Source organism: Pseudanabaena sp. lw0831 (assembly GCF_016584665.1).
GTDB lineage: Bacteria > Cyanobacteriota > Cyanobacteriia > Pseudanabaenales > Pseudanabaenaceae > Pseudanabaena.
In genome coordinates this window covers 1-18,783 of record NZ_BBJB01000102.1, presented here as the reverse complement: position 1 = coordinate 18,783, position 18,783 = coordinate 1, and the positions used below count along the sequence as shown (strand labels likewise).

Below are 18,783 nucleotides of genomic sequence, written 5' to 3'. Positions count from 1 at the left end.
GTAAAACATTCTCCACATAACCCAAAACACTCAATTAACTAAACAACATGCGCCGCAGACAAATTCTTAGACTCGCTCAAGGTGGACTAATCTCAGCATTTACCGCAGGAATTATCGCTGATGCAGCTAATTCGCAAACGAATTCAACCCTAAGACTTCAGTGGATGGGGCATCTGTCGTTTTTGATCTCAGGGGATAATGTCAGTTTTTTAACTCATCCTTTTCGTCCTGCTGGTTGCACGGCAAAATTGACTTCTCCTACAGCAAAATCTGACTATATCTTGATTAGTTCACGGCTACTTGACGAAGGATATTTGGAGAACCTCCCCAAAGATACGCGAGTTTTGTCTGAGCCAGGTTCTTATAACCTTAAGGGCATTAATCTACAGGGCATTACCATGGATCACGATCGCATTGGTGGTCGCAGATTTGGGCGAAATGTGGCATGGCGCTGGAAGCAATCGGGTATTTTTATCTTGCATTTAGGCGGAGCAGCAGCTCCTATCAACGCTTCTCAAAGAATTTTAATGGGTCGTCCCGATGTTTTGATCTTGCCTATTGGCGGTAATACTCAAGGTACTGATCCGATGCAACTAAAAGCTTATTCTCCTGTTGAAGCTAGGGCGATCGTGCAAGAACTTAATCCACGAATTGTTATCCCTACCTATTACCGTACCGATAAATCTAGTAATTCTTGCCAGCTAGCATCAGTAGATGAGTTTCTTGCACTCATGCCCCCTGATAGTGTGCGTAAACTTGAAGGCTCAACCCTAGAGCTGAATGCGGGTAGCTTGCCTCAAACTACTGTAGTGCGCGTTCTCAAATCATAAAAAAAGAGACTTGCTTAGCAAGTCTCTTTTTTTATGGCGATACTCTCACGATAGTTCCTACAGTTACTTGGCTAAATAATTCGCGAACATCTTCGTTATACATACGGATACAGCCATGGGATGCAGCTGTACCGACCGAAGCGCGGTTAGGTGTGCCATGAAAGCCAGACCAATCCTTACCATTTGTCCAAAAGCCAATCCAGCGATCTCCTAAGGGATTTTCAGGATCTTTGCTAGGAATTACGTCACCCGTAAAAGGATTTTGCCAAGCAGGATACTCAATAGTCTCTAAAACCCGATGATTACCAACTGGTGTACTCCAGCCTTCTTTTCCTACAGCTACAGGATACGTTTTTAAAGGGATTTCACCATGAAAAGCAGTAACTTTGCGTTTGCTGATGCTAACTTCAAGACGAGTTATTTGCATTAGCTCACGATCCCACAGTTGCCGATTGGGATTAATCGTGTAAAGCGATCCTAGTGCGGGTAATTTCTTTTGATAAGCGAGAGCTTGATAAAGAAGTACTACAAGTTCACTTTTAGTGATCGCCGTAGTAGGGGCGAGAATACGAGGATCAGGATAATTAGTAACTAAGCCTTGCTGGGTAAGTGTCGCGATCGCTGGGATAGCATAGTCAGGGACTTTTAGGGCATCACGATACATTGAAAGCAAATATGTTTGCGGCGTTTTGTGAGCTTTGCTATTTAGACCAAGCTGACTTGAGATTGCCACTAATACTTCAGCTTTGGTGGCAATCTCATTGAGTCTTGTGGTAATCCTTGGTGCATTGCGATTGGCAAAGGAGATCGCTAACAAATTAGCAAGTTCAGCACGGGTAATGGGGCGTTCGGGCTGAAATTGGCTAGTTGCATCAGGATTCACTAAAGCAGCATTCAAAGCTGGCTGTGACAATAAACCCTCGACAAATAAGCGCGACCAGTGGTTTTGTAAATCTATGAATAAATAACGATTAGGATTTGATTTATTGGCAGAATTTACCTTTGCTTCTAGAGCTTCTGCCCCAAAGATATGGCTTTGAGTATTCCCGCTTAGCGAAATAAAAGTAAAAATATTTGCGGCGATCGCAACATTCACAAAAGAAGATAAAAGATATTGCGATCGCATTCTCATAAATTTCAATTGCTGTTGCCTTTGATGTTGATTTAATTATTCAAATTAGCTACGCAGTGTAACACATCAGTAAAGACTTATGGAGGAGCTATAAACCTCATAAAACATGAATATACATAAAAAAATCCCCTGCGAAAGCAGGGGATTTTTTTAATTAACTAGCAAGCTAGGTTAACCGAATGCAGTTGCAGTTGACGCTATCAAGAAGGCTGCATACGTGAGTATGTAACCGACTGTGAAGTGAGCCAAGCCAACCAAACGAGCTTGAACAATGGAGAGAGCCACAGGCTTGTCTTTCCACTGAACCAAACTTGCGAGAGGTGTGCGTTGGTGCGCCCATACAAGGGTTTCGATCAATTCTTGCCAATAACCACGCCAAGAGATCAAGAACATGAATCCAGTTGCCCAAACTAGGTGTCCAAAGAGGAACATCCAAGCCCAAACAGAGATATTGTTCATGCCATAGGGGTTATAGCCATTGATCAACTGTGCAGAATTGAGCCATAGGTAGTCACGGAGCCAACCCATGATGGTGACAGAGGATTCGTTGAACTGAGCAACGTTACCTTGCCACACACCGAGGTGTTTCCAATGCCAGTAGAAGGTTGTCCAACCAATGGTGTTCAACATCCAGAACATAGCGAGGTAGAAGGAATCCCATGCAGAGATATCGCAAGTACCGCCACGACCAGGACCGTCGCAAGGGAAGCTGTAGCCAAAGTCTTTTTTGTCTGGCATAAGCTTAGATCCACGAGCATCCAACGCACCCTTAACCAAGATCAAGGTGGTGGTGTGAAGACCTAGAGCGATCGCATGGTGAACTAGGAAGTCGCCAGGTCCAACGGTGAGGAACAACGAGTTGTCTCCAGCATTGATACCAGCCAACCAACCAGACAACCAAACGTTACCGCTATTTGGCCAAGCTGTTGCAGCGATGCTATCAGGGTTAGAAAGTAGGACATCAAATCCGTACAATGCTTTACCGTGAGCAGCTTGAATCCATTGTGCGAATACTGGCTCGATCAAGATTTGCTTTTCAGGAGTACCAAACGCTTGCATTACGTCGTTGTGAACGTAGATGCCAAGGGTGTGGAAGCCCAAGAAAAGAGATACCCAGCTAAGGTGAGAGATGATTGCTTCTTTATGCTCAAGCATACGGGCAAGAACATTATCCTTGTTAGCTTCGGGATCGTAGTCACGAACGAAGAAGATCGCACCGTGAGCAAATGCACCAACCATCAAGAAACCAGCAATATATTGGTGATGAGTATATAGAGCAGCTTGAGTGGTGAAGTCCTTAGCGATGAACGCATAGGAAGGCATCGAGTACATGTGCTGAGCAACCAAGGATGTGATTACACCCAAAGAAGCAAGAGCAAGACCGAGTTGGAAGTGCAAGGAATTGTTGATGGTGTCATACAAGCCCTTGTGTCCAGCGCCTAACGCACCGCCGAAAGGAGTACCTTTAGGAGGATTGTGAGCATTCAGGATGTCTTTGATGCTGTGACCGATACCAAAGTTGGTGCGGTACATGTGACCAGCGATGATGAACAATACTGCGATCGCCAAATGGTGATGCGCGATGTCAGTCATCCAAAGAGACTCAGTTTGAGGATGGAAACCACCAAGGAAGGTCAGGATTGCTGTACCAGCGCCTTGAGATGTCCCAAACACATGCCCTGCGGTATCAGGATTCTGAGCATATACGCCCCAATTACCAGTGAAGAAAGGCGCAAGCCCTGCTGGATGAGGAGGAACGCTCAAGAAGTTGTCCCAACCGACATGGATACCGCGAGATTCAGGAATCGCCACGTGAACCATGTGACCAGTCCAAGCCAAAGAGCTAGCTCCGAATAAGCCAGCCAAGTGATGGTTTAGACGAGATTCAGCATTCTTGAACCAAGAAAGGCTAGGACGGAAGCTAGGCTGAAGATGCAACCAACCTGCGAACAGGAGAACCGCAGCAAATACTAGCATCCAGATTGCGCCAGTAAAAAGCTCGGTGTTGGTACGCATACCGATGGTGTACCACCAATGATAAACACCCGAATAAGCGATGTTTACAGGACCAGCAGCATCAGTTTGAGTGAATGCTTCAACGGCTGCCTTACCGAAGTGAGGATCCCAAATCGCATGGGCGATCGGACGTGTGGTGAGAGGATTTTTAATCCATTGCTCGAAGTTACCCTGCCACGCTACGTGAAACAGGTTGCCAGATGTCCACAGGAAGATGATTGCCAAATGTCCGAAGTGTGAAGCAAAAATCTTTTGGTAAAGACTTTCTTCAGTAACACCATCGTGACTTTCAAAATCGTTCGCTGTGGCGATCGCATACCAGATCCGACGGGTTGTTGGATCTTCTGCGAGAGCCTGGCTAAACTTAGGAAATTTCGTTGCCATAATTACTTCAATTTCTCCGTTAATATTAGCCAAGTGCACCGTAACGGGCTAGGAAGAATGCCCAAGTTGTGGCAATTCCACCTAATAGGTAGTGAGCTAGACCCACAGCACGTCCTTGAGTAATGCTCAAAGCGCGAGGAGAAATAGCTGGAGCAACGTTGAGCTTATTGTGTGCCCAAACGATTGACTCAATAAGTTCTTGCCAGTAACCACGGCCACTGAACAGGAACATTAGGCTGAATGCCCAGATGAAGTGCGCGCCCAAGAAGATCAAACCGTAAGCCGACAATGCCGAACCGTAGGATTGAATAACGTTGGAAGCTTGTGCCCACAAGAAGTCACGCAACCAACCATTGATGGTCAATGCACTCTGTGCAAAGTTGCCACCAGCCATATTGGTGATCGTGCCGCTTGCATCAACAGTCCCGAAAATATCAGACTGCATTTTCCAAGAGAAGTGGAAGATTACAACTGAGATACAGTTGTACATCCAGAAAAGACCTAGGAATACATGATCCCATGCGGAAACTTGACATGTGCCACCTCGACCAGGACCGTCGCAAGGGAAGCGGAAACCGAGTTCAGCTTTGTCTGGAACTAAGCGAGAACTGCGGGCATAAAGCACGCCTTTCAGCAAGATCAAGACAGTAACGTGAATGGTAAACGCATGGATGTGGTGTACCAAGAAGTCAGCCGTACCAAGAGTCATGTGTGCCATCGCAACCTTGCCACCAACTACGAGAGTGTCGCCGCCGAAGATGGGGCTAACGCTAGAAGTTGCGTAGGGAGCAGTTGAACCTGCAGCAGCAGCATGGATACCTTGAATCCAGTTAGCGAATACGGGTTTCAACTGAATTGCGGTATCGGAGAACATATCTTGAGGACGACCCAATGCACGCATTGTATCGTTGTGGATATATAGACCAAAGCTGTGGAAGCCAAGGAAGATACATACCCAGTTGAGGTGAGAGATGATTGCATCGCGTTGGCGCAACATGCGATCAAGCAAGTTGTTTACATTCTTAGCAGGATCGTAGTCACGAACCATGAAAATGCCAGCGTGAGCAGCAGCACCACAGATACAGAAGCCGCCAATCCACATGTGGTGTGTAAATAGCGAAACTTGAGTAGCGTAGCTAGTGGCAATGTAAGGATAAGCAGGCATCGCGTACATATGCTGAGCGACGATTATGCTCAATGAACCCAACAAAGCCAAGTTAACAGCTAGCTGAGCGTGCCAAGAAGAAGTCAAAATTTCGTATAGACCCTTGTGACCTTCGCCAGTTAAAGGTCCCTTGTGAGCTTCAAGTATTTCCTTCATGCTGTGACCGATACCAAAGTTGGTGCGGTACATGTGTCCAGCGATGATGAAAAGTGTCGCGATCGCAAGGTGATGGTGAGCTTGGTCAGTTAGCCACAAAGAGCCAGTCTGAGGATTTAAACCGCCCTTGAATGTCAAGAAATCTGCATAAACACCCCAATTCAATGTGAAGAAAGGTGTTAAACCCTCAGCAAAGCTAGGGAAGATTTTTGCCATCAACTCAGGATGAAAAATAAACTCATGAGGTAAAGGAATCTGATCTGCAGGTACGCCCTTATCAAGGTAATAGTTGATAGGAATCGAGACATGGATCTGATGTCCAGCCCAAGAGAGTGAACCCAAACCGAGCAAACCAGCCAAGTGGTGGTTCATCATCGATTCAGCATTCTTAAACCACTCAAGTTTAGGAGCTGCCTTGTGGTAGTGAAACCAACCAGCGAAGAACATTAAACCAGCCATCACCAAACCGCCAATTGCGGTGCAGAGGAGTTGATACTCCGTGGTGATACCAGATGCTCTCCAAAGGTGGAACAAACCAGAAGTGATTTGAATACCTTGGAAACCGCCGCCAACATCGCCGTTCAAGATGTCTTGACCGACAACATTCCAGACCACTTGGGCGCTGGGCTTGATGTTGACTGGATCGGCAAGCCAACCAGTGTAGTTAGAGAATTTTGCTCCGTGGTAATACATACCACTGAGCCAGATAAATATGATACCTAGGTGCCCAAAGTGAGCGGAGAAGATCTTACGGGCAGTATCTTCTTCGGTTGTGAAACTGTCAAAGTCATGCACATTGGCATGAAGATCCCAAATCCATGTGGTGGTTTTTGGTCCCTTCTTAAGGGTGCGATCAAAGTGACCAGGTTGTCCCCACTTCTCGAAAGAAGTAGGTACTACGTCACGATCAACCACAACTCTTACCTCTGTGTCTGGCTTTTGAGGAGTCATTGTCATGTAAATTTTCCTCTCTCAGACTGTTAAGACAAAGTAGATTAAACGATTAGGCTAGTTCTCTCATAGTGCTGAATCTATGAATGAGATAAGTACTGCTTTAACAAGAGAAGCTGAGCCACGATGACGTAATTATAGATTTAGGTTTGTGTCGCTCTTGAGTCTTTGTAACAATTGTTTAGAATGGCTCTATTTTGCTCAATCCTTTGCACTGCAATAAATTGAGATGTGCAGTTTTGCTTTGCAAAGTAAATAGTCTTTGTGTTTTCTTAACAAAACTTTATCAAATGCTCGAATTTTATATGCAGCTATGGTCATTAGTCTTGAGGTAAATCAAAGCCCAGAAGACTATTGGAAGCGCAAAGCGCTTCCAATAGTCTTCTGGGCTTTGATCAAAAAGTAAATGGGTTGCTTTGCAACCCATTTACTTTTTGATCTTGTAATAAATCTTGGCGAGGTGTACAAAAAAAATATCCGATAGTATACGCAAGCATCCTGCTTGCATCAGCATTGAGCAGGATGCTTGCGCCTAAGAGGGGTAAATTCTTTTGTGTAATTACTCTAAAGGTTACAAAAGTCTCAAAGCAGTTAAGGCTAAGATAGGCTTGCAAAGGTAGCCAGTAATGACTGGTGCTATGGAGGATGTTATGCCTAATGATTTGCCCAAAAGTTTTCTCGATCAGTTACGTGAAATGACAGTTGTGGTTGCCGATACAGGGGATATCCATGCCATTGAAATGGTGAAGCCTCAAGATGCAACTACAAACCCATCTTTGATTACTGCGGCTGCCCAAATGCCGCAATATCAAGAAATTGTCGATGAGACCCTCCTCGAAGCAAGAGCTGAACTTGGTAAAGATGCCAAGCCTGCTCAAGTGGTTTCTCTTGCTTTTGATCGCTTGGCGATCGCTTTCGGCATGAGGATTTTGCAAACTATCCCAGGGCGAGTTTCGACTGAGGTGGATGCAAGGTTGTCCTACGACACAGTCGCAACTCTAGAAAAAGCTCATTACTTGATTTCGCAATATGAAGCTCATGGCATTTCTCGCGATCGCATTTTGATCAAGATCGCTTCAACTTGGGAAGGGATCAAAGCTGCCGAAGCTCTTGAGAAAGAAGGGATTCACTGTAACTTGACTTTGTTGTTTGGCTTGCATCAAGCGATCGCCTGCGCCGAAGCGGGAGTGACCTTAATTTCGCCATTTGTGGGACGGATTCTCGATTGGTACAAAAAAGATACAGGTCGCGAAAACTATCCTGCTGCCGAAGACCCAGGTGTATTGTCAGTCGCAAAAATTTATAACTACTATAAAAAGTTTGGACATAAAACTGAAATTATGGGTGCGAGTTTTCGCAATATGGGCGAGATCGTGGAATTGGCTGGATGTGACTTGCTGACGATTTCTCCTGCTTTGCTTGATGAGTTGCATCATACTCAAGGAGTACTGGTGCGCAGACTTGATCCCGTGATCGCAGCCCAGTCAGATATAGCTCAAATTTCCATGGACAAGGCTACTTTTGAGGCGATGCACGCCAGCGATCGCATGGCATCCGAAAAACTTGATGAAGGCATCAAGGGTTTCTCCAAAGCACTCGTCACTTTAGAGGAGTTACTAACTGAGAGACTAGCCAAACTCGAAGAGCAAGTACTCGCTGCAGTTTAGATTTTACAGCGCTTTGCGCTCAAACCCGAACCAAAAAATTTCTTGTGGTTCGTTTGATCGAAACTAGCTGTAACTAGGCTGCACCTAAAAATTAGATAGGGTGGGCATTGCCCACCCTACTTTGCTTATTGCTATACTTGCCAATATGTCGCCACAATTGCCAATAGATCCCATATTCCCGAGCAAAAGTAGAGTTTATCAAGCTCTAATAGAGCAGTTTGATTTATTGCTCCGCGCCAAATATCCGCTTGTATATATAGTTACTGCCGAGGAAGAGCCTGTCGAAGATATTTTGACAGAAGTAGCCCTGCAATCTAGCCCTAGCCGCAGGATCTTGTTTTGGGATATAGCAAGAGGCTGGAGTGACAATAACGCTGATAAAGGATCGGTGATGGCGGCTTTGTCGAGGATAGCTCAACGTGATAAGGCAACTAAGGATGGTGATAACGTTTTGTATGTATTACGGGATTTGCATCCGATCCTGAAATATCCGCACCACGATCGCCATATTCCGATTATTCGTGAGCTAAAAAATTTGGCGAGGGATCTTAAACTCGATCGCCGTACGATTGCTCTAACTAGCCATGTACTGGAGATTCCTCCCGAATTAACCGAAGAAATTGCGGCGATTGATTTTCCTTTGCCTGCGATCGCGGAAATCGAATATTTAATCAAACAAAAGATTTCGTCTAATAAACTCGACTTGTCAAACTTAGCTTGGGAGCAATTGGTCAAGGCTTGTCAGGGATTAAGCCGTACCCGTATTCAACGAGTCTTAGCTAAAGCGATCGCCGAAAAAGAGCAAGTAAATGATTCAGATATAGATGCGGTGCTAGCTGAAAAGCAGCAAGCAATCAGGCAGACAGGAATCTTAGAATTTTTTACAGGTAATGAATCGCTAAAAAATGTGGGCGGGTTAGACAATCTCAAGCAATGGGTACGAATTCGTCGAGATGCTTTTACGGAAGAGGCGAAACGTTACGGTATCCCCACGCCTAAGGGTGTTTTATTAGTTGGCATTCAAGGTACTGGCAAGTCTCTATCAGCTAAGACGATCGCAAATGAATGGCGATTACCATTATTGCGTCTCGATATTGGGCGACTATTTGGAAGTTTTGTGGGAGAGAGCGAGAGTCGGATGCGGCAGATGATTCAACTTGCTGAAGCAACTGCGCCCTGCGTATTGTGGATCGATGAGATCGATAAAGCTTTTGGTAATGCGAATATTTCTGTCGATGGTGACTCTGGGGCAAGTCGGCGCGTATTTGGGACATTAATCACATGGATGCAGGAAAAAACAGCCCCTGTTTTTATTGTTGCCACAGCTAATAATGTGCGGATTTTGCCAGCTGAACTTTTGCGGAAAGGTAGATTTGACGAGATTTTCTTTTTGAATTTACCCACTGAGTCTGAACGTCAAGAAATTTTCAAGGTGCATTTACAAAAACTGCGCCCCAGTCGATTGCGAGAATTCGATCTATTTTTATTAGCTAGACATACCAAAAATTTTAGCGGCGCAGAAATAGAGCAAGTAATCATCGATGGCATCCATCGCGCCTTTGGTCGAGGTAGTACTGGCAACCGCGAAGATTTCACTACCGAAGATATTATTAGTGCGATTGAGGAGACAGTACCATTAGCAGCGATCGCCTCTCAACAAATTGAATCCCTTAAACAATGGGCCGCAGAGTCGGGGGCACGCACCGCATCTAACGATGAGCAATTGCTTCAAGAGCTTCGCAAGTTTGCAATTAACTTAGAGGAATAACTATGTCCCACTTCACCACGATCGCCATCGAAATCAAAAATGGTGACTTGCTAGAGCAAGCGTTGCAAGAATTAGGCTATCCCGTCAAGCAAAATACTTTAGTGCGCGGATACCTTGGCGATACTACTACAGCCGACTATGTAATCCCCATGCCTAATGCCTATGACATCGGCTTTAGGAAAGTAGATGATCAGTATGAACTCATTGCTGACATGTGGGGCTTAGCAATGAATGTCGAGGAGTTTCTAGGGGAACTTAATCAGCAATATGCGGCTAGAACGGTTCTAGAAAGTGCAACTCAACAGGGATTTGCGATCGAGCAGCAAGAAATATTAGAAGACGGGACTGTGAGAATTGTGATTGGTCGATGGGCTTAAACCCAATAATGAAGATGCGGCGCTTTGCGCCGCATCTTCATTATTGGGTTTAAAAGAAAAATGGACTTAGTCAGAATTGCGGAATAGGGTTAAAACTGGCACACAGGCTCCAACGCATGAGGCGATCGCCCCAATTCCTGAAAAGATATGAGGAGCTTGAACATACTTAACTATTTCGTCTGTAGCGAGGGGCAAGGTTGCGAGCAGCACACACGACACACCTAAGCGAACTGCTAATTGATGAATCATGTTTAATACTTGAATTCTATGTTTTTTAATCTTTCGATATCTCAGACTAAGTTGACGAAAGGGGATCGTCATCTATAAATAGAGTGATATATCGATATTGAAACATTGTATGAATGTCAATTTATATTAAGGGCGATCGCGATCTCATAAGCGACTTTGCATAATTAATTGACTAGATCCAAAAGCCGAACCGCCTGCTAGGTTGGCATTTCAGATTTTGAGTCTGGTCTATATCTAATTGTACAGAGGTACTTATGAGATTCTAAAATTTTGTGATCCTAATAAATCTATAAATTATTTAGAATCGCTATACCTTGAAACTTAGGTTTGGCGAAGTAATAACCTTGAAAAAGATCAATCCCAAAAGATTGCAGAATACTTAGCTCTTCATAGGTCTCGACACCTTCAGCAATCACCTTAATCTCTAACTCACTACATACTTGTACGATTCCCTTGACGATCGCTTGGCGACCTCTGTTTTGATCGATATGGCGAATTAATCCCATATCTAACTTGACTAAATCTGTTTGAAACTCAGCTAATAAATTCAGTCCTGAATAACCAGCCCCAAAATCATCGATCGCTGTTAAAAAACCTTGTTGTCGATAGTACTGAATAATTTCCCGAAGATGCCCGTGGTCCTTGATTTTCTCTCCTTCCGTAATCTCAAAGATGATACGGTCAACAGGGAACCCAAAGGTTGCGGCGGCCTCAAGGGTCGTGCGAATACATAATTCAGGACGGTACACCGCATTTGGCAAGAAATTAATACTAAGAAAAGATTTAATATTTAGCTTTGCCCCTAACTGAACTGCTTTGACTCGGCAAGCTTGATCAAAGCGATAGCGGTTCTCATCATTGATTCGTCCTAAGATATCGCCCGCAGGCTCGTCATTCATCCCTCTGACAAGAGCTTCTTGGGCAAAAATTTCTTTGGTAGTAGTGTTAACAATTGGCTGGAATGCCATTGTAAAGTCAAATCCTAAACCAGCACCTGTCGTACATTCAGCACAACCAATTTTTTTATATTCTTGATTTTCTGTCATTTCTAGCTACCTAATATTTTTTGCATATTTCCTTGCTAAGTAGCTAGGTGCAATTAAATATAAAACCCAAAAACCTGTGGTGTACGTTGCGCGTGCGCCACAGGTTTTGACTCTCGGTTTTAATTATGCCTAGCTACTTAGTGATTAATTGGTTGTTCAAGTTTAGCCGCGCACCTCTAATTCTTCATTAGGAAAGGAGTAGTTTTAAAACTCAATATTTTTTAGTCTGTTATTTAAGGTCTTTAATATGGGAACCCTTAAAGGAAGGTAAAGTCAATAATCAAGTGTATTTATTCACAAGTTTCGTAACTAAATTTTATGAAATCAACTTTTTTAGTCTGTTGTAGCCTTTTGACATTTGGGGGGGCAATCGCGATCGCGCCTAGTTTAGACGCGACTTCTTTAGCCATACAACAAAAACAAATTTCACCAATACAATCTATTCGTAGTAACGAGAGGATTGTTTCCCCGCCGAAGGCGGGGAAACAATCCTCTGTGCTTCACTATATAAGTCAAAGTACTAATCGGGGCAGCTTTGAAACTGAGTTGTTGAAACTAACTAACTTAGAACGCCAAAAAGTAGGTTTGTCATCCCTGAAGCTATCTTCACAACTGACGAGAGCAGCTCAGTCCCATGCGGGAGATATGGCAAGAAACAACTATTTTAGTCATACGGGGCGGAATGGTTCAAGTATGGCAGATCGAGCTAAGGGGACTGGTTATAAATATTTTGCTTTAGGCGAAAATATTGCTGCTGGTAAAGCCACGCCCGAAGGAACAATTCGGCAATGGATGAATAGTTCTGGGCATCGCGCCAATATTCTCAACAGCAAATTTACTGAGATTGGTTTTGGGTATGAGAATGCCCCAAACTCTCGCTATCGGCATTATTGGGTACAGGTGTTTGGTACACCTCAGCGCTAGGTTATAGCTATAGAATAAAAAAGCTCGCAGCGCGAGCTTTTTTATTCTCAAAAAAATTTATGAGCGATCGCCAATATATTCTTTTCTATAAACCCTATGGCGTTCTCTGCCAGTTTACTGATGACAGCGCATCCCCACGCCCCACGTTAAAAGAATATATTGACATCCCTGAAGTGTATTCAGTAGGCAGATTGGATTTTGATAGCGAAGGATTATTACTGCTGACTAATGATGGGCAGTTAAAGCATCGCTTAATCGATCCCCAGTTTGAACATTCACGAACCTATTGGGTACAGGTAGAAAGAATTCCCACAGAAGAATCCTTACAGCAGTTACGCGATGGAGTCACGCTCCAAGGATATCGAACTAAACCTGCGATCGCTAAGTTATTAGATTTTGAGCCAGATTTACCAGAGCGAGAGCCGCCCATTCGCTTTCGAGCCAGTATTCCCACAGCTTGGCTGGAACTAAAATTAACAGAAGGAAAAAATCGTCAAGTTAGGAAAATGACAGCAGCAGTAGGATTTCCCACTTTGCGCCTAGTGCGCGTTGCGATCGCCCATTTAAGCTTGGTAGATCTTCATGTCGGACAATGGCGAAATTTGACTCAACCAGAACTACAAGAACTCCGCCTGAAAGTAATCTCGCGCCGACTCAGATAGAACATCTATAAGTTTTGCTGTTATGTCTTTATGGTTATTCCATGCAAGTTCTTGGTAACCAACAATGGGAACTTCTGCTTGAAATAGCTCTGTTAGTAACTTGTAATTTGGATTGATCGAGATCGATCCATGTTGCAAAACTGAATTATGCCGATAGACTTGAGCGCTGCCGATCAGTTTACGACCATCAGCTATTACTAAATCCGCATTGGTTGCTGTGGAGAAACAACTGGGATTGTGAATATAGCCACGCCCTGCCTTTCCGTAGCTTAGACTGACCCCCAACTTGGCAAAACCTTGAATTAGAAATCCGCTGATATATTCATAGATCTCACGATGCGATCGCTTTCTGCCGAAGGTATTATCTTCAAATTCACCCACTTGCTCCCCACCAATATCAGCGCTGGTGATCAATGCATAAGTAAGATCTCCTTGATGGAGCACAGCGCGCCCCCCACTTGGCCGACGAATGATATCGAGATTATGCTTTTGGGCGATCTCATTCCAGCGATTAGGATATTGCTTTTGATGAAAACCTAAAGAAATCGCAGATGGACTCCAGCGATAAAACCTTAAAATAGATGGCGCTTGAGGATCTTGGCTATGGCGATCAAGCAAAGAATTATCAAGAGCCATTTGTAGCTTTCCCGATATTTCAGAATAAGGAAGAAGCTCCCATAGTTTGTTCATGAATTTATAAAAATGACAAGAAAGCACGCAAACGGTGCTTTCTTAATAAAACATAGTTCTAAACGCCAAAATTTTCTTTTAATACTTCATCATTTTCGTCGGCGATCGCTGCCACAATCGTGATGATTCGTGAGATTTCCGCAGGAGAAAGATCCTCAACAGAGCGTGAACACAACACCAGCACTTGATCGTTCTGGAGCGCATACCGAGCTTCAAAGGTGTCAGCAGCATTTTTTTCTAAAAGCCAGCGCGTCATCTTTGCTTCGTCTTTGAATGGTGCTGCAAGCACTGTCGAAAAGACGGTGAAGGTATCGTTAGGCTCAGTTCCAGTAATGTTGACAACTACTTCTACAGTGCCATATTGAAATTTCCACGTATCCTCGGTCTGGTTTTCAAGAGCCGAATTTTCAGCATCCATACTGGCAATGACAGTTTGGATCGTTTGCACAATGTGATTAGTCGGTGGTGCAAAACTAGATTCTGCTTCTACAGGAGTTATTGGCGATTCTGTTGTGAAGGTCATAGTGAAATATCTAGTTAATATCTCCCAATAGTGTATAGCAAGCGTCAATGTTTTTCATAAAACACTCAACGGGTTATTTTATGAAAACGCCAAAAATAAGTGGGCTTTGCCGATCTATTCCTTAGTAGCGCGAATCGTAAAAGCTTAACCTGCCATAACCAAGAAATTGTGGATTTGGGCGATCGCCTTGAGGAGATGCGGTCACGCCAAACAGATAAACGCCATCATAGCGAGGATTGCGGACAGGGCGAAGTCCAACTACTAGCTTACTGTTAAGCTCATTATTCGCAGGAATTGGGGGGTTAAAAGTAATTGTGACTTTTTGGCGATCTCGATCTTGACTTGGCAAAACCTCAGTTTTACTGGAAACAGCAACTCGATCGCCTGATGGAGATTGCAAATAAGCAATTGTTTCATTGCTGTAAAAATCAACGGTATCAAAACCTTCTGTCTGAAAAATCTCTAGCTTTTGTAATGGCTCTCCCATATTTTGCGGTAAGGCGATCGCAAAGTAGTATGTCGCATTTCGAGAATAGATGCGATTTACAGTCGTTTCCGCCCCCAAAAGCATTGGCAATTGCACAAAATAGGTTTTGCCATCGCGTAACTGTACTGCTTCTGCTGAAGGCGTTAGAAAATTTCTAGAAATAAGATTTTGATTGCTACCTACAAAAACTGGCAGAGCAAATATTGGTAGCAATGCGATCGCAGGCATAACTTTTTTACGCATTTTTTTCACCATAAGTACGTACCGTTTTGCTAGCATTGTAGGAATAGCTACTTTTTCGCAGCGATAGGCTTACCGAAAGCCTTACGATCGCATTAAATGCTATCTCATTAAGATAGAGGTATCTACTGTGGTTTCTTCCCCTCCAACATCGTCGAATGTCGTACTAAATCTTGAAGGTGCGCTTTCATCTAGTATAAATTCATCCAGCCCAGATTCTGACAGTACCACAGATAATATAACTAGTCGTTCAATGATTGCGATTCTTGATTTTGGTTCTCAGTACTCAGAGCTAATTGCTCGACGTATCCGTGAAACACAGGTTTATTCTGAAGTTCTAACTTACCATATCTCAGCCGAAGATCTGTTGAAGTTTAATCCTAAGGGGATCATCTTGTCAGGTGGACCGAATTCTGTATATGACGAGGGTGCTCCTCAATGCGATCCTGAAATTTTTGATTTGGGCATACCTATTTTAGGTGTTTGCTATGGAATGCAACTGATGGCGAAGCAACTCGGCGGCACTGTCGAACTTGCTGAGTATGGGGAATATGGCAAAGCCGAATTACAAATTGACGATCCCACTGATTTGCTTACTAATGTAGATACGGGTATCACCATGTGGATGAGTCATGGTGATTCAGTAGTTGAGCTACCTAAAGGATTTGAAATTTTAGCTCACACTGCGAACACTCCCTGTGCCGCGATCGCCGATCACAAAAAAAATCTTTATGGAGTCCAGTTCCATCCTGAGGTCGTACATTCCGCAGGTGGCATGGCGATGATACGTAATTTTGTTTATCACATTTGCAAATGCGAGCCAAGTTGGACGACCGATGCCTTTATCGAAAATTCGATTCGTGAAATTCGCGCTCAGGTTGGTGGTAAACGGGTGCTGCTAGCCCTGTCAGGCGGTGTAGATTCTTCAACTCTTGCCTTCTTATTGCATAGGGCGATCGGCGATCAGCTCACCTGCATGTTTATCGATCAAGGCTTCATGCGTAAGCTAGAGCCAGAGCGTTTAGTCAAGCTTTTTGAAGAGCAGTTCCATATTAATGTTGTGTATGTCAATGCTCGTGAAAGGTTTCTTGAAAGAGTTAAGGGGATTACCGAACCTGAGCAGAAACGGAAGTTAATCGGTAGTGAATTCATCAATGTCTTTGAAGAAGAATCACAGCGATTAGGTCCTTTTGATTTCCTCGCTCAAGGTACTCTTTATCCAGATGTAATTGAATCGGCTGACACTAACGCCGATCCTGTCACTGGCAAACGTGTTGCTGTAAAAATCAAGAGTCATCACAATGTGGGCGGGTTACCTGATAATCTGCGATTTACTTTAGTGGAACCACTTCGCAAGTTGTTTAAGGATGAAGTGAGGAAGGTCGGCACAGCACTTGGACTTCCCGAAGAAATTGTGAAGCGCCAGCCTTTCCCCGGACCTGGCTTGGCAATCAGGATTATCGGTGAGATTACTAGCGATCGCCTGAATACTTTGCGCGATGCTGACTTAATCGTTCGCCAAGAAATCAATCGTTCGGGTCAATACAATAATCTCTGGCAAGCCTTTGCCGTGCTATTGCCCACAGTCCGCAGCGTCGGTGTGATGGGTGACAAGCGTACTTATTCTCATCCTGTAGTTTTGCGACTTGTCACCAGTGAGGATGGAATGACTGCGGATTGGGCAAGAGTTCCCTACGATCTATTGGAAACTATTTCCAATCGTATTGTCAATGAAGTGGAAGGTGTCAATCGTGTGGTGCTAGATATCACATCTAAGCCTCCTGGCACGATTGAATGGGAATAATTTAAATATAAAGGGGGCGCAATGCGTCCCCTTTATATTTAAGGTGTTATTTTTTTCGTTTTGGGTTAACTTGACCAAAAAGAATAGCTAAGCCAACTAAGATCCAAAAAGGACTGTAGGGGTCAAAATAGAATTGCTGTTGTTGGTTCGTGCTGCTATTGCTATTTGTGGGAACTGAAATGGCTGCTTGGTTATTTACTTTAGTTTCCATGTTGAAAGTCTTGAATCAGTATGTTGCTAATGTAAAACCAGTAATGTTTGAGTAGGGTACGACTCTGGATGACTTTGGCTTGTTTTAGATGTATGAGTTTGGTCTAGGTATTTTGGTGTTGTGTTTGAGTTTGTATCTGTTTAGAATGGTGTTAGGTAGTTGGGTGAGGCAATGACTAAAGTGACAAGATCGCTAATTGCATCGAAAATGGGCATTGAGCGTGCTGAGAAAGCATTAATCGATCTTGGAATAAACAAAACTGGTCTGGAAAAAAGACTGGGTTTTTCTAGATCAACAATTAGTAGCTTTTTTAGTAGGACAAAGCCAATTGATCATCCTTACTTCACAAAAATCTGTAAAACTTTGAACCTTGAATGGGAAGAAATTGTTGAGAAAGATAATCCTATGAAATTTGAGAATAGTCAGATTGAAAATATTGCAGATATCGAAACTATTTCTCCTCGCTTGGCAGCTTTTGTAATAGAAGGGTCATTCCCTATTGATGCTTTAACACGGGCAAAAATTCAAGCCTTAGTAAAGCAACTACAGAAAATCACTGGTGATGCTTCGCTGGAAATAGTTGATATTCAAGAAGGTAGTATTAAGATTATTTTGAAAGGTTCACCAGAAGCACTAGCTACGATTCAAGATCTATACAATTCTGGTCAACTGAATGAATTAGTCAAGAAAGCCGACCTCAGTGGAGCCGATCTCAGTGGAGCCGACCTCAGTGGAGCCGACCTCAGTGGAGCCGACCTCAGTGGAGCTGACCTCAGTGGAGCTGACCTCAGTGGAGCCGACCTCAGTGGAGCCGACCTCAGTGGAGCCAGACTCTTTGGAGTCGAACTCTTTGGAGCCGAACTCAGATCTAGATTTCGTCTTCCCCTCTATTTAAATCCTGTTGCCGCAGGTTTTCCTACTTACCCTGAAGACTACATTGAAGGCAAAATCGATCTAAATCGTCATCTTGTAAAGCACCCTGATACAACCTTTCTCGTCCGTGTTGTTGGTGAATCTATGAAAGATGCAGGAATTCATCCTAATGACATGCTAATTGTTGATCGCTCGATTGAGGTCACTAGCGGACAAGTGGTAATTGCACTGGTGAATGGCGAACTAACCGTGAAACGTATTCGTAATCATCAAAACAAATTGTGGCTAATGCCAGAAAATGAGTCCTTCAGACCTATTGAAATAGATGAGAATACCGACTTACACATTTGGGGAGTAGTTACCAATGTAATTCATTCCCTCTAAGAAATGAGATGGGAGATTGGAAAAGATCAACCTCAATGATGTGTATTGACAATTCTTGAGGTTGGCAGCGAAATTCTCGACCTATCACAGGGGTTAGCAAAATCGTAAGGGTGATCGTAGTTATGCATATACTCATATATTATTGGCGCAAGATTTGCTAATAACATGAGGATTTCTGAAGCTTTAAAACTTGATTTAATTAGGGCTTCCTGAAAAAGTCTACAGAGCGAATTTAAAGGCAATA

General features: G+C 43.7%; 17 protein-coding genes. 8 read left to right on the top strand and 9 right to left on the bottom strand.

Annotated features, from left to right (window positions below; genetic code table 11):
- Positions 1-47 precede the first annotated feature (47 nt).
- The gene (locus APA_RS21195; protein WP_201324213.1) at positions 48-830 is read left to right on the top strand and encodes an MBL fold metallo-hydrolase; all 783 of its coding nucleotides are present in this window, start codon (positions 48-50) and stop codon (positions 828-830) included.
- Between the two features lie 31 nt (positions 831-861).
- On the opposite strand, the gene APA_RS21190 is transcribed toward APA_RS21195, so the two are convergent.
- From APA_RS21190 to psaA, 3 genes are all read right to left on the bottom strand, one after another.
- Positions 862-1,962 carry a L,D-transpeptidase gene (locus APA_RS21190; protein ID WP_236579947.1) on the bottom strand — a complete coding sequence of 367 codons (1,101 nt, stop codon included), beginning with the start codon at positions 1,960-1,962 and terminating at the stop codon, positions 862-864.
- Positions 1,963-2,133: 171 nt separating this feature from the next.
- A complete protein-coding gene (gene psaB / locus APA_RS21185; protein ID WP_201324211.1) occupies positions 2,134-4,362 on the bottom strand; it encodes a photosystem I core protein PsaB in 2,229 nt (742 codons plus the stop codon).
- Positions 4,363-4,387: 25 nt separating this feature from the next.
- Positions 4,388-6,640 (bottom strand): photosystem I core protein PsaA, encoded by a 2,253-nt coding sequence (gene psaA / locus APA_RS21180; RefSeq protein WP_201324210.1) that lies wholly within the window; start codon positions 6,638-6,640, stop codon positions 4,388-4,390.
- 644 nt (positions 6,641-7,284) lie between these two features.
- Here psaA and APA_RS21175 point away from each other — a divergent pair.
- The 3 genes from APA_RS21175 to APA_RS21165 all read left to right on the top strand — a co-directional run bounded on the left by APA_RS21175 (position 7,285) and on the right by APA_RS21165 (position 10,446).
- Complete coding sequence (locus tag APA_RS21175) at positions 7,285-8,301, top strand: transaldolase (protein WP_201324239.1); 1,017 nt, start codon at positions 7,285-7,287, stop codon at positions 8,299-8,301.
- A 145-nt stretch (positions 8,302-8,446) separates the two neighbouring features.
- Complete coding sequence (locus APA_RS21170) at positions 8,447-10,069, top strand: AAA family ATPase (RefSeq protein ID WP_201324209.1); 1,623 nt, start codon at positions 8,447-8,449, stop codon at positions 10,067-10,069.
- Between the two features lie 2 nt (positions 10,070-10,071).
- Positions 10,072-10,446, top strand: coding sequence for a DUF1257 domain-containing protein (locus APA_RS21165; RefSeq protein ID WP_201324208.1), 375 nt, complete (start codon positions 10,072-10,074; stop codon positions 10,444-10,446).
- Between the two features lie 66 nt (positions 10,447-10,512).
- Here the strand turns inward: APA_RS21165 and APA_RS21160 are convergent, their stop codons facing one another.
- Positions 10,513-10,695, bottom strand: coding sequence for a hypothetical protein (locus APA_RS21160; RefSeq protein ID WP_103667401.1), 183 nt, complete (start codon positions 10,693-10,695; stop codon positions 10,513-10,515).
- Between the two features lie 287 nt (positions 10,696-10,982).
- Entirely contained in the window at positions 10,983-11,741 is a 759-nt protein-coding gene (locus tag APA_RS21155; protein WP_201324207.1) for an EAL domain-containing protein, read from the bottom strand.
- 318 nt (positions 11,742-12,059) lie between these two features.
- On the opposite strand from APA_RS21155, the gene APA_RS21150 reads away from it, so the two are divergent.
- Together APA_RS21150 and APA_RS21145 are read left to right on the top strand one after the other, a co-directional pair.
- A complete protein-coding gene (locus APA_RS21150; protein ID WP_201324206.1) occupies positions 12,060-12,665 on the top strand; it encodes a CAP domain-containing protein in 606 nt (201 codons plus the stop codon).
- A 59-nt stretch (positions 12,666-12,724) separates the two neighbouring features.
- Positions 12,725-13,327, top strand: coding sequence for a pseudouridine synthase (locus APA_RS21145; protein ID WP_201324205.1), 603 nt, complete (start codon positions 12,725-12,727; stop codon positions 13,325-13,327).
- On the opposite strand, the gene APA_RS21140 is transcribed toward APA_RS21145, so the two are convergent.
- The 3 genes from APA_RS21140 to APA_RS21130 all read right to left on the bottom strand — a co-directional run bounded on the left by APA_RS21140 (position 13,283) and on the right by APA_RS21130 (position 15,270).
- Positions 13,283-14,017, bottom strand: a complete 735-nt coding sequence (locus tag APA_RS21140) for a lipoate--protein ligase family protein (protein ID WP_201324204.1) — start codon at positions 14,015-14,017, stop codon at positions 13,283-13,285. The genes APA_RS21145 and APA_RS21140 overlap by 45 nt on opposite strands.
- A gap of 58 nt (positions 14,018-14,075) precedes the next feature.
- Entirely contained in the window at positions 14,076-14,540 is a 465-nt protein-coding gene (locus APA_RS21135; protein WP_201324203.1) for a YbjN domain-containing protein, read from the bottom strand.
- Positions 14,541-14,661: 121 nt separating this feature from the next.
- The gene (locus APA_RS21130; protein WP_236579942.1) at positions 14,662-15,270 is read right to left on the bottom strand and encodes a DUF2808 domain-containing protein; all 609 of its coding nucleotides are present in this window, start codon (positions 15,268-15,270) and stop codon (positions 14,662-14,664) included.
- A 250-nt stretch (positions 15,271-15,520) separates the two neighbouring features.
- Between APA_RS21130 and guaA the strand changes: the two genes are divergently transcribed.
- A complete protein-coding gene (gene guaA, locus APA_RS21125; RefSeq protein WP_201324237.1) occupies positions 15,521-17,071 on the top strand; it encodes a glutamine-hydrolyzing GMP synthase in 1,551 nt (516 codons plus the stop codon).
- A 46-nt stretch (positions 17,072-17,117) separates the two neighbouring features.
- Here guaA and APA_RS21120 read toward each other — a convergent pair whose 3' ends face one another.
- Complete coding sequence (locus tag APA_RS21120; RefSeq protein ID WP_201324202.1) at positions 17,118-17,282, bottom strand: hypothetical protein; 165 nt, start codon at positions 17,280-17,282, stop codon at positions 17,118-17,120.
- 171 nt (positions 17,283-17,453) lie between these two features.
- On the opposite strand from APA_RS21120, the gene umuD reads away from it, so the two are divergent.
- Complete coding sequence (gene umuD / locus APA_RS21115) at positions 17,454-18,539, top strand: translesion error-prone DNA polymerase V autoproteolytic subunit (protein WP_201324201.1); 1,086 nt, start codon at positions 17,454-17,456, stop codon at positions 18,537-18,539.
- Positions 18,540-18,783 lie beyond the last annotated feature (244 nt).

Excerpts from the sequence above, each read along its gene's own strand:
- APA_RS21160 (WP_103667401.1), bottom strand. The coding sequence starts at position 10,695 with ATGATTCATCAATTAGCAGTTCGCTTAGGTGTGTCGTGTGTGCTGCTC.
- APA_RS21145 (WP_201324205.1), top strand. The coding sequence starts at position 12,725 with ATGAGCGATCGCCAATATATTCTTTTCTATAAACCCTATGGCGTTCTC.
- APA_RS21190 (WP_236579947.1), bottom strand. The coding sequence starts at position 1,962 with ATGAGAATGCGATCGCAATATCTTTTATCTTCTTTTGTGAATGTTGCG.
- APA_RS21155 (WP_201324207.1), bottom strand. The coding sequence starts at position 11,741 with ATGACAGAAAATCAAGAATATAAAAAAATTGGTTGTGCTGAATGTACG.
- umuD (WP_201324201.1), top strand. The coding sequence starts at position 17,454 with ATGACTAAAGTGACAAGATCGCTAATTGCATCGAAAATGGGCATTGAG.
- APA_RS21120 (WP_201324202.1), bottom strand. The coding sequence starts at position 17,282 with ATGGAAACTAAAGTAAATAACCAAGCAGCCATTTCAGTTCCCACAAAT.
- psaA (WP_201324210.1), bottom strand. The coding sequence starts at position 6,640 with ATGACAATGACTCCTCAAAAGCCAGACACAGAGGTAAGAGTTGTGGTT.
- APA_RS21140 (WP_201324204.1), bottom strand. The coding sequence starts at position 14,017 with ATGAACAAACTATGGGAGCTTCTTCCTTATTCTGAAATATCGGGAAAG.
- APA_RS21135 (WP_201324203.1), bottom strand. The coding sequence starts at position 14,540 with ATGACCTTCACAACAGAATCGCCAATAACTCCTGTAGAAGCAGAATCT.
- guaA (WP_201324237.1), top strand. The coding sequence starts at position 15,521 with ATGATTGCGATTCTTGATTTTGGTTCTCAGTACTCAGAGCTAATTGCT.
- APA_RS21195 (WP_201324213.1), top strand. The coding sequence starts at position 48 with ATGCGCCGCAGACAAATTCTTAGACTCGCTCAAGGTGGACTAATCTCA.
- psaB (WP_201324211.1), bottom strand. The coding sequence starts at position 4,362 with ATGGCAACGAAATTTCCTAAGTTTAGCCAGGCTCTCGCAGAAGATCCA.
- APA_RS21170 (WP_201324209.1), top strand. The coding sequence starts at position 8,447 with ATGTCGCCACAATTGCCAATAGATCCCATATTCCCGAGCAAAAGTAGA.
- APA_RS21130 (WP_236579942.1), bottom strand. The coding sequence starts at position 15,270 with ATGCGTAAAAAAGTTATGCCTGCGATCGCATTGCTACCAATATTTGCT.
- APA_RS21175 (WP_201324239.1), top strand. The coding sequence starts at position 7,285 with ATGCCTAATGATTTGCCCAAAAGTTTTCTCGATCAGTTACGTGAAATG.
- APA_RS21165 (WP_201324208.1), top strand. The coding sequence starts at position 10,072 with ATGTCCCACTTCACCACGATCGCCATCGAAATCAAAAATGGTGACTTG.
- APA_RS21150 (WP_201324206.1), top strand. The coding sequence starts at position 12,060 with ATGAAATCAACTTTTTTAGTCTGTTGTAGCCTTTTGACATTTGGGGGG.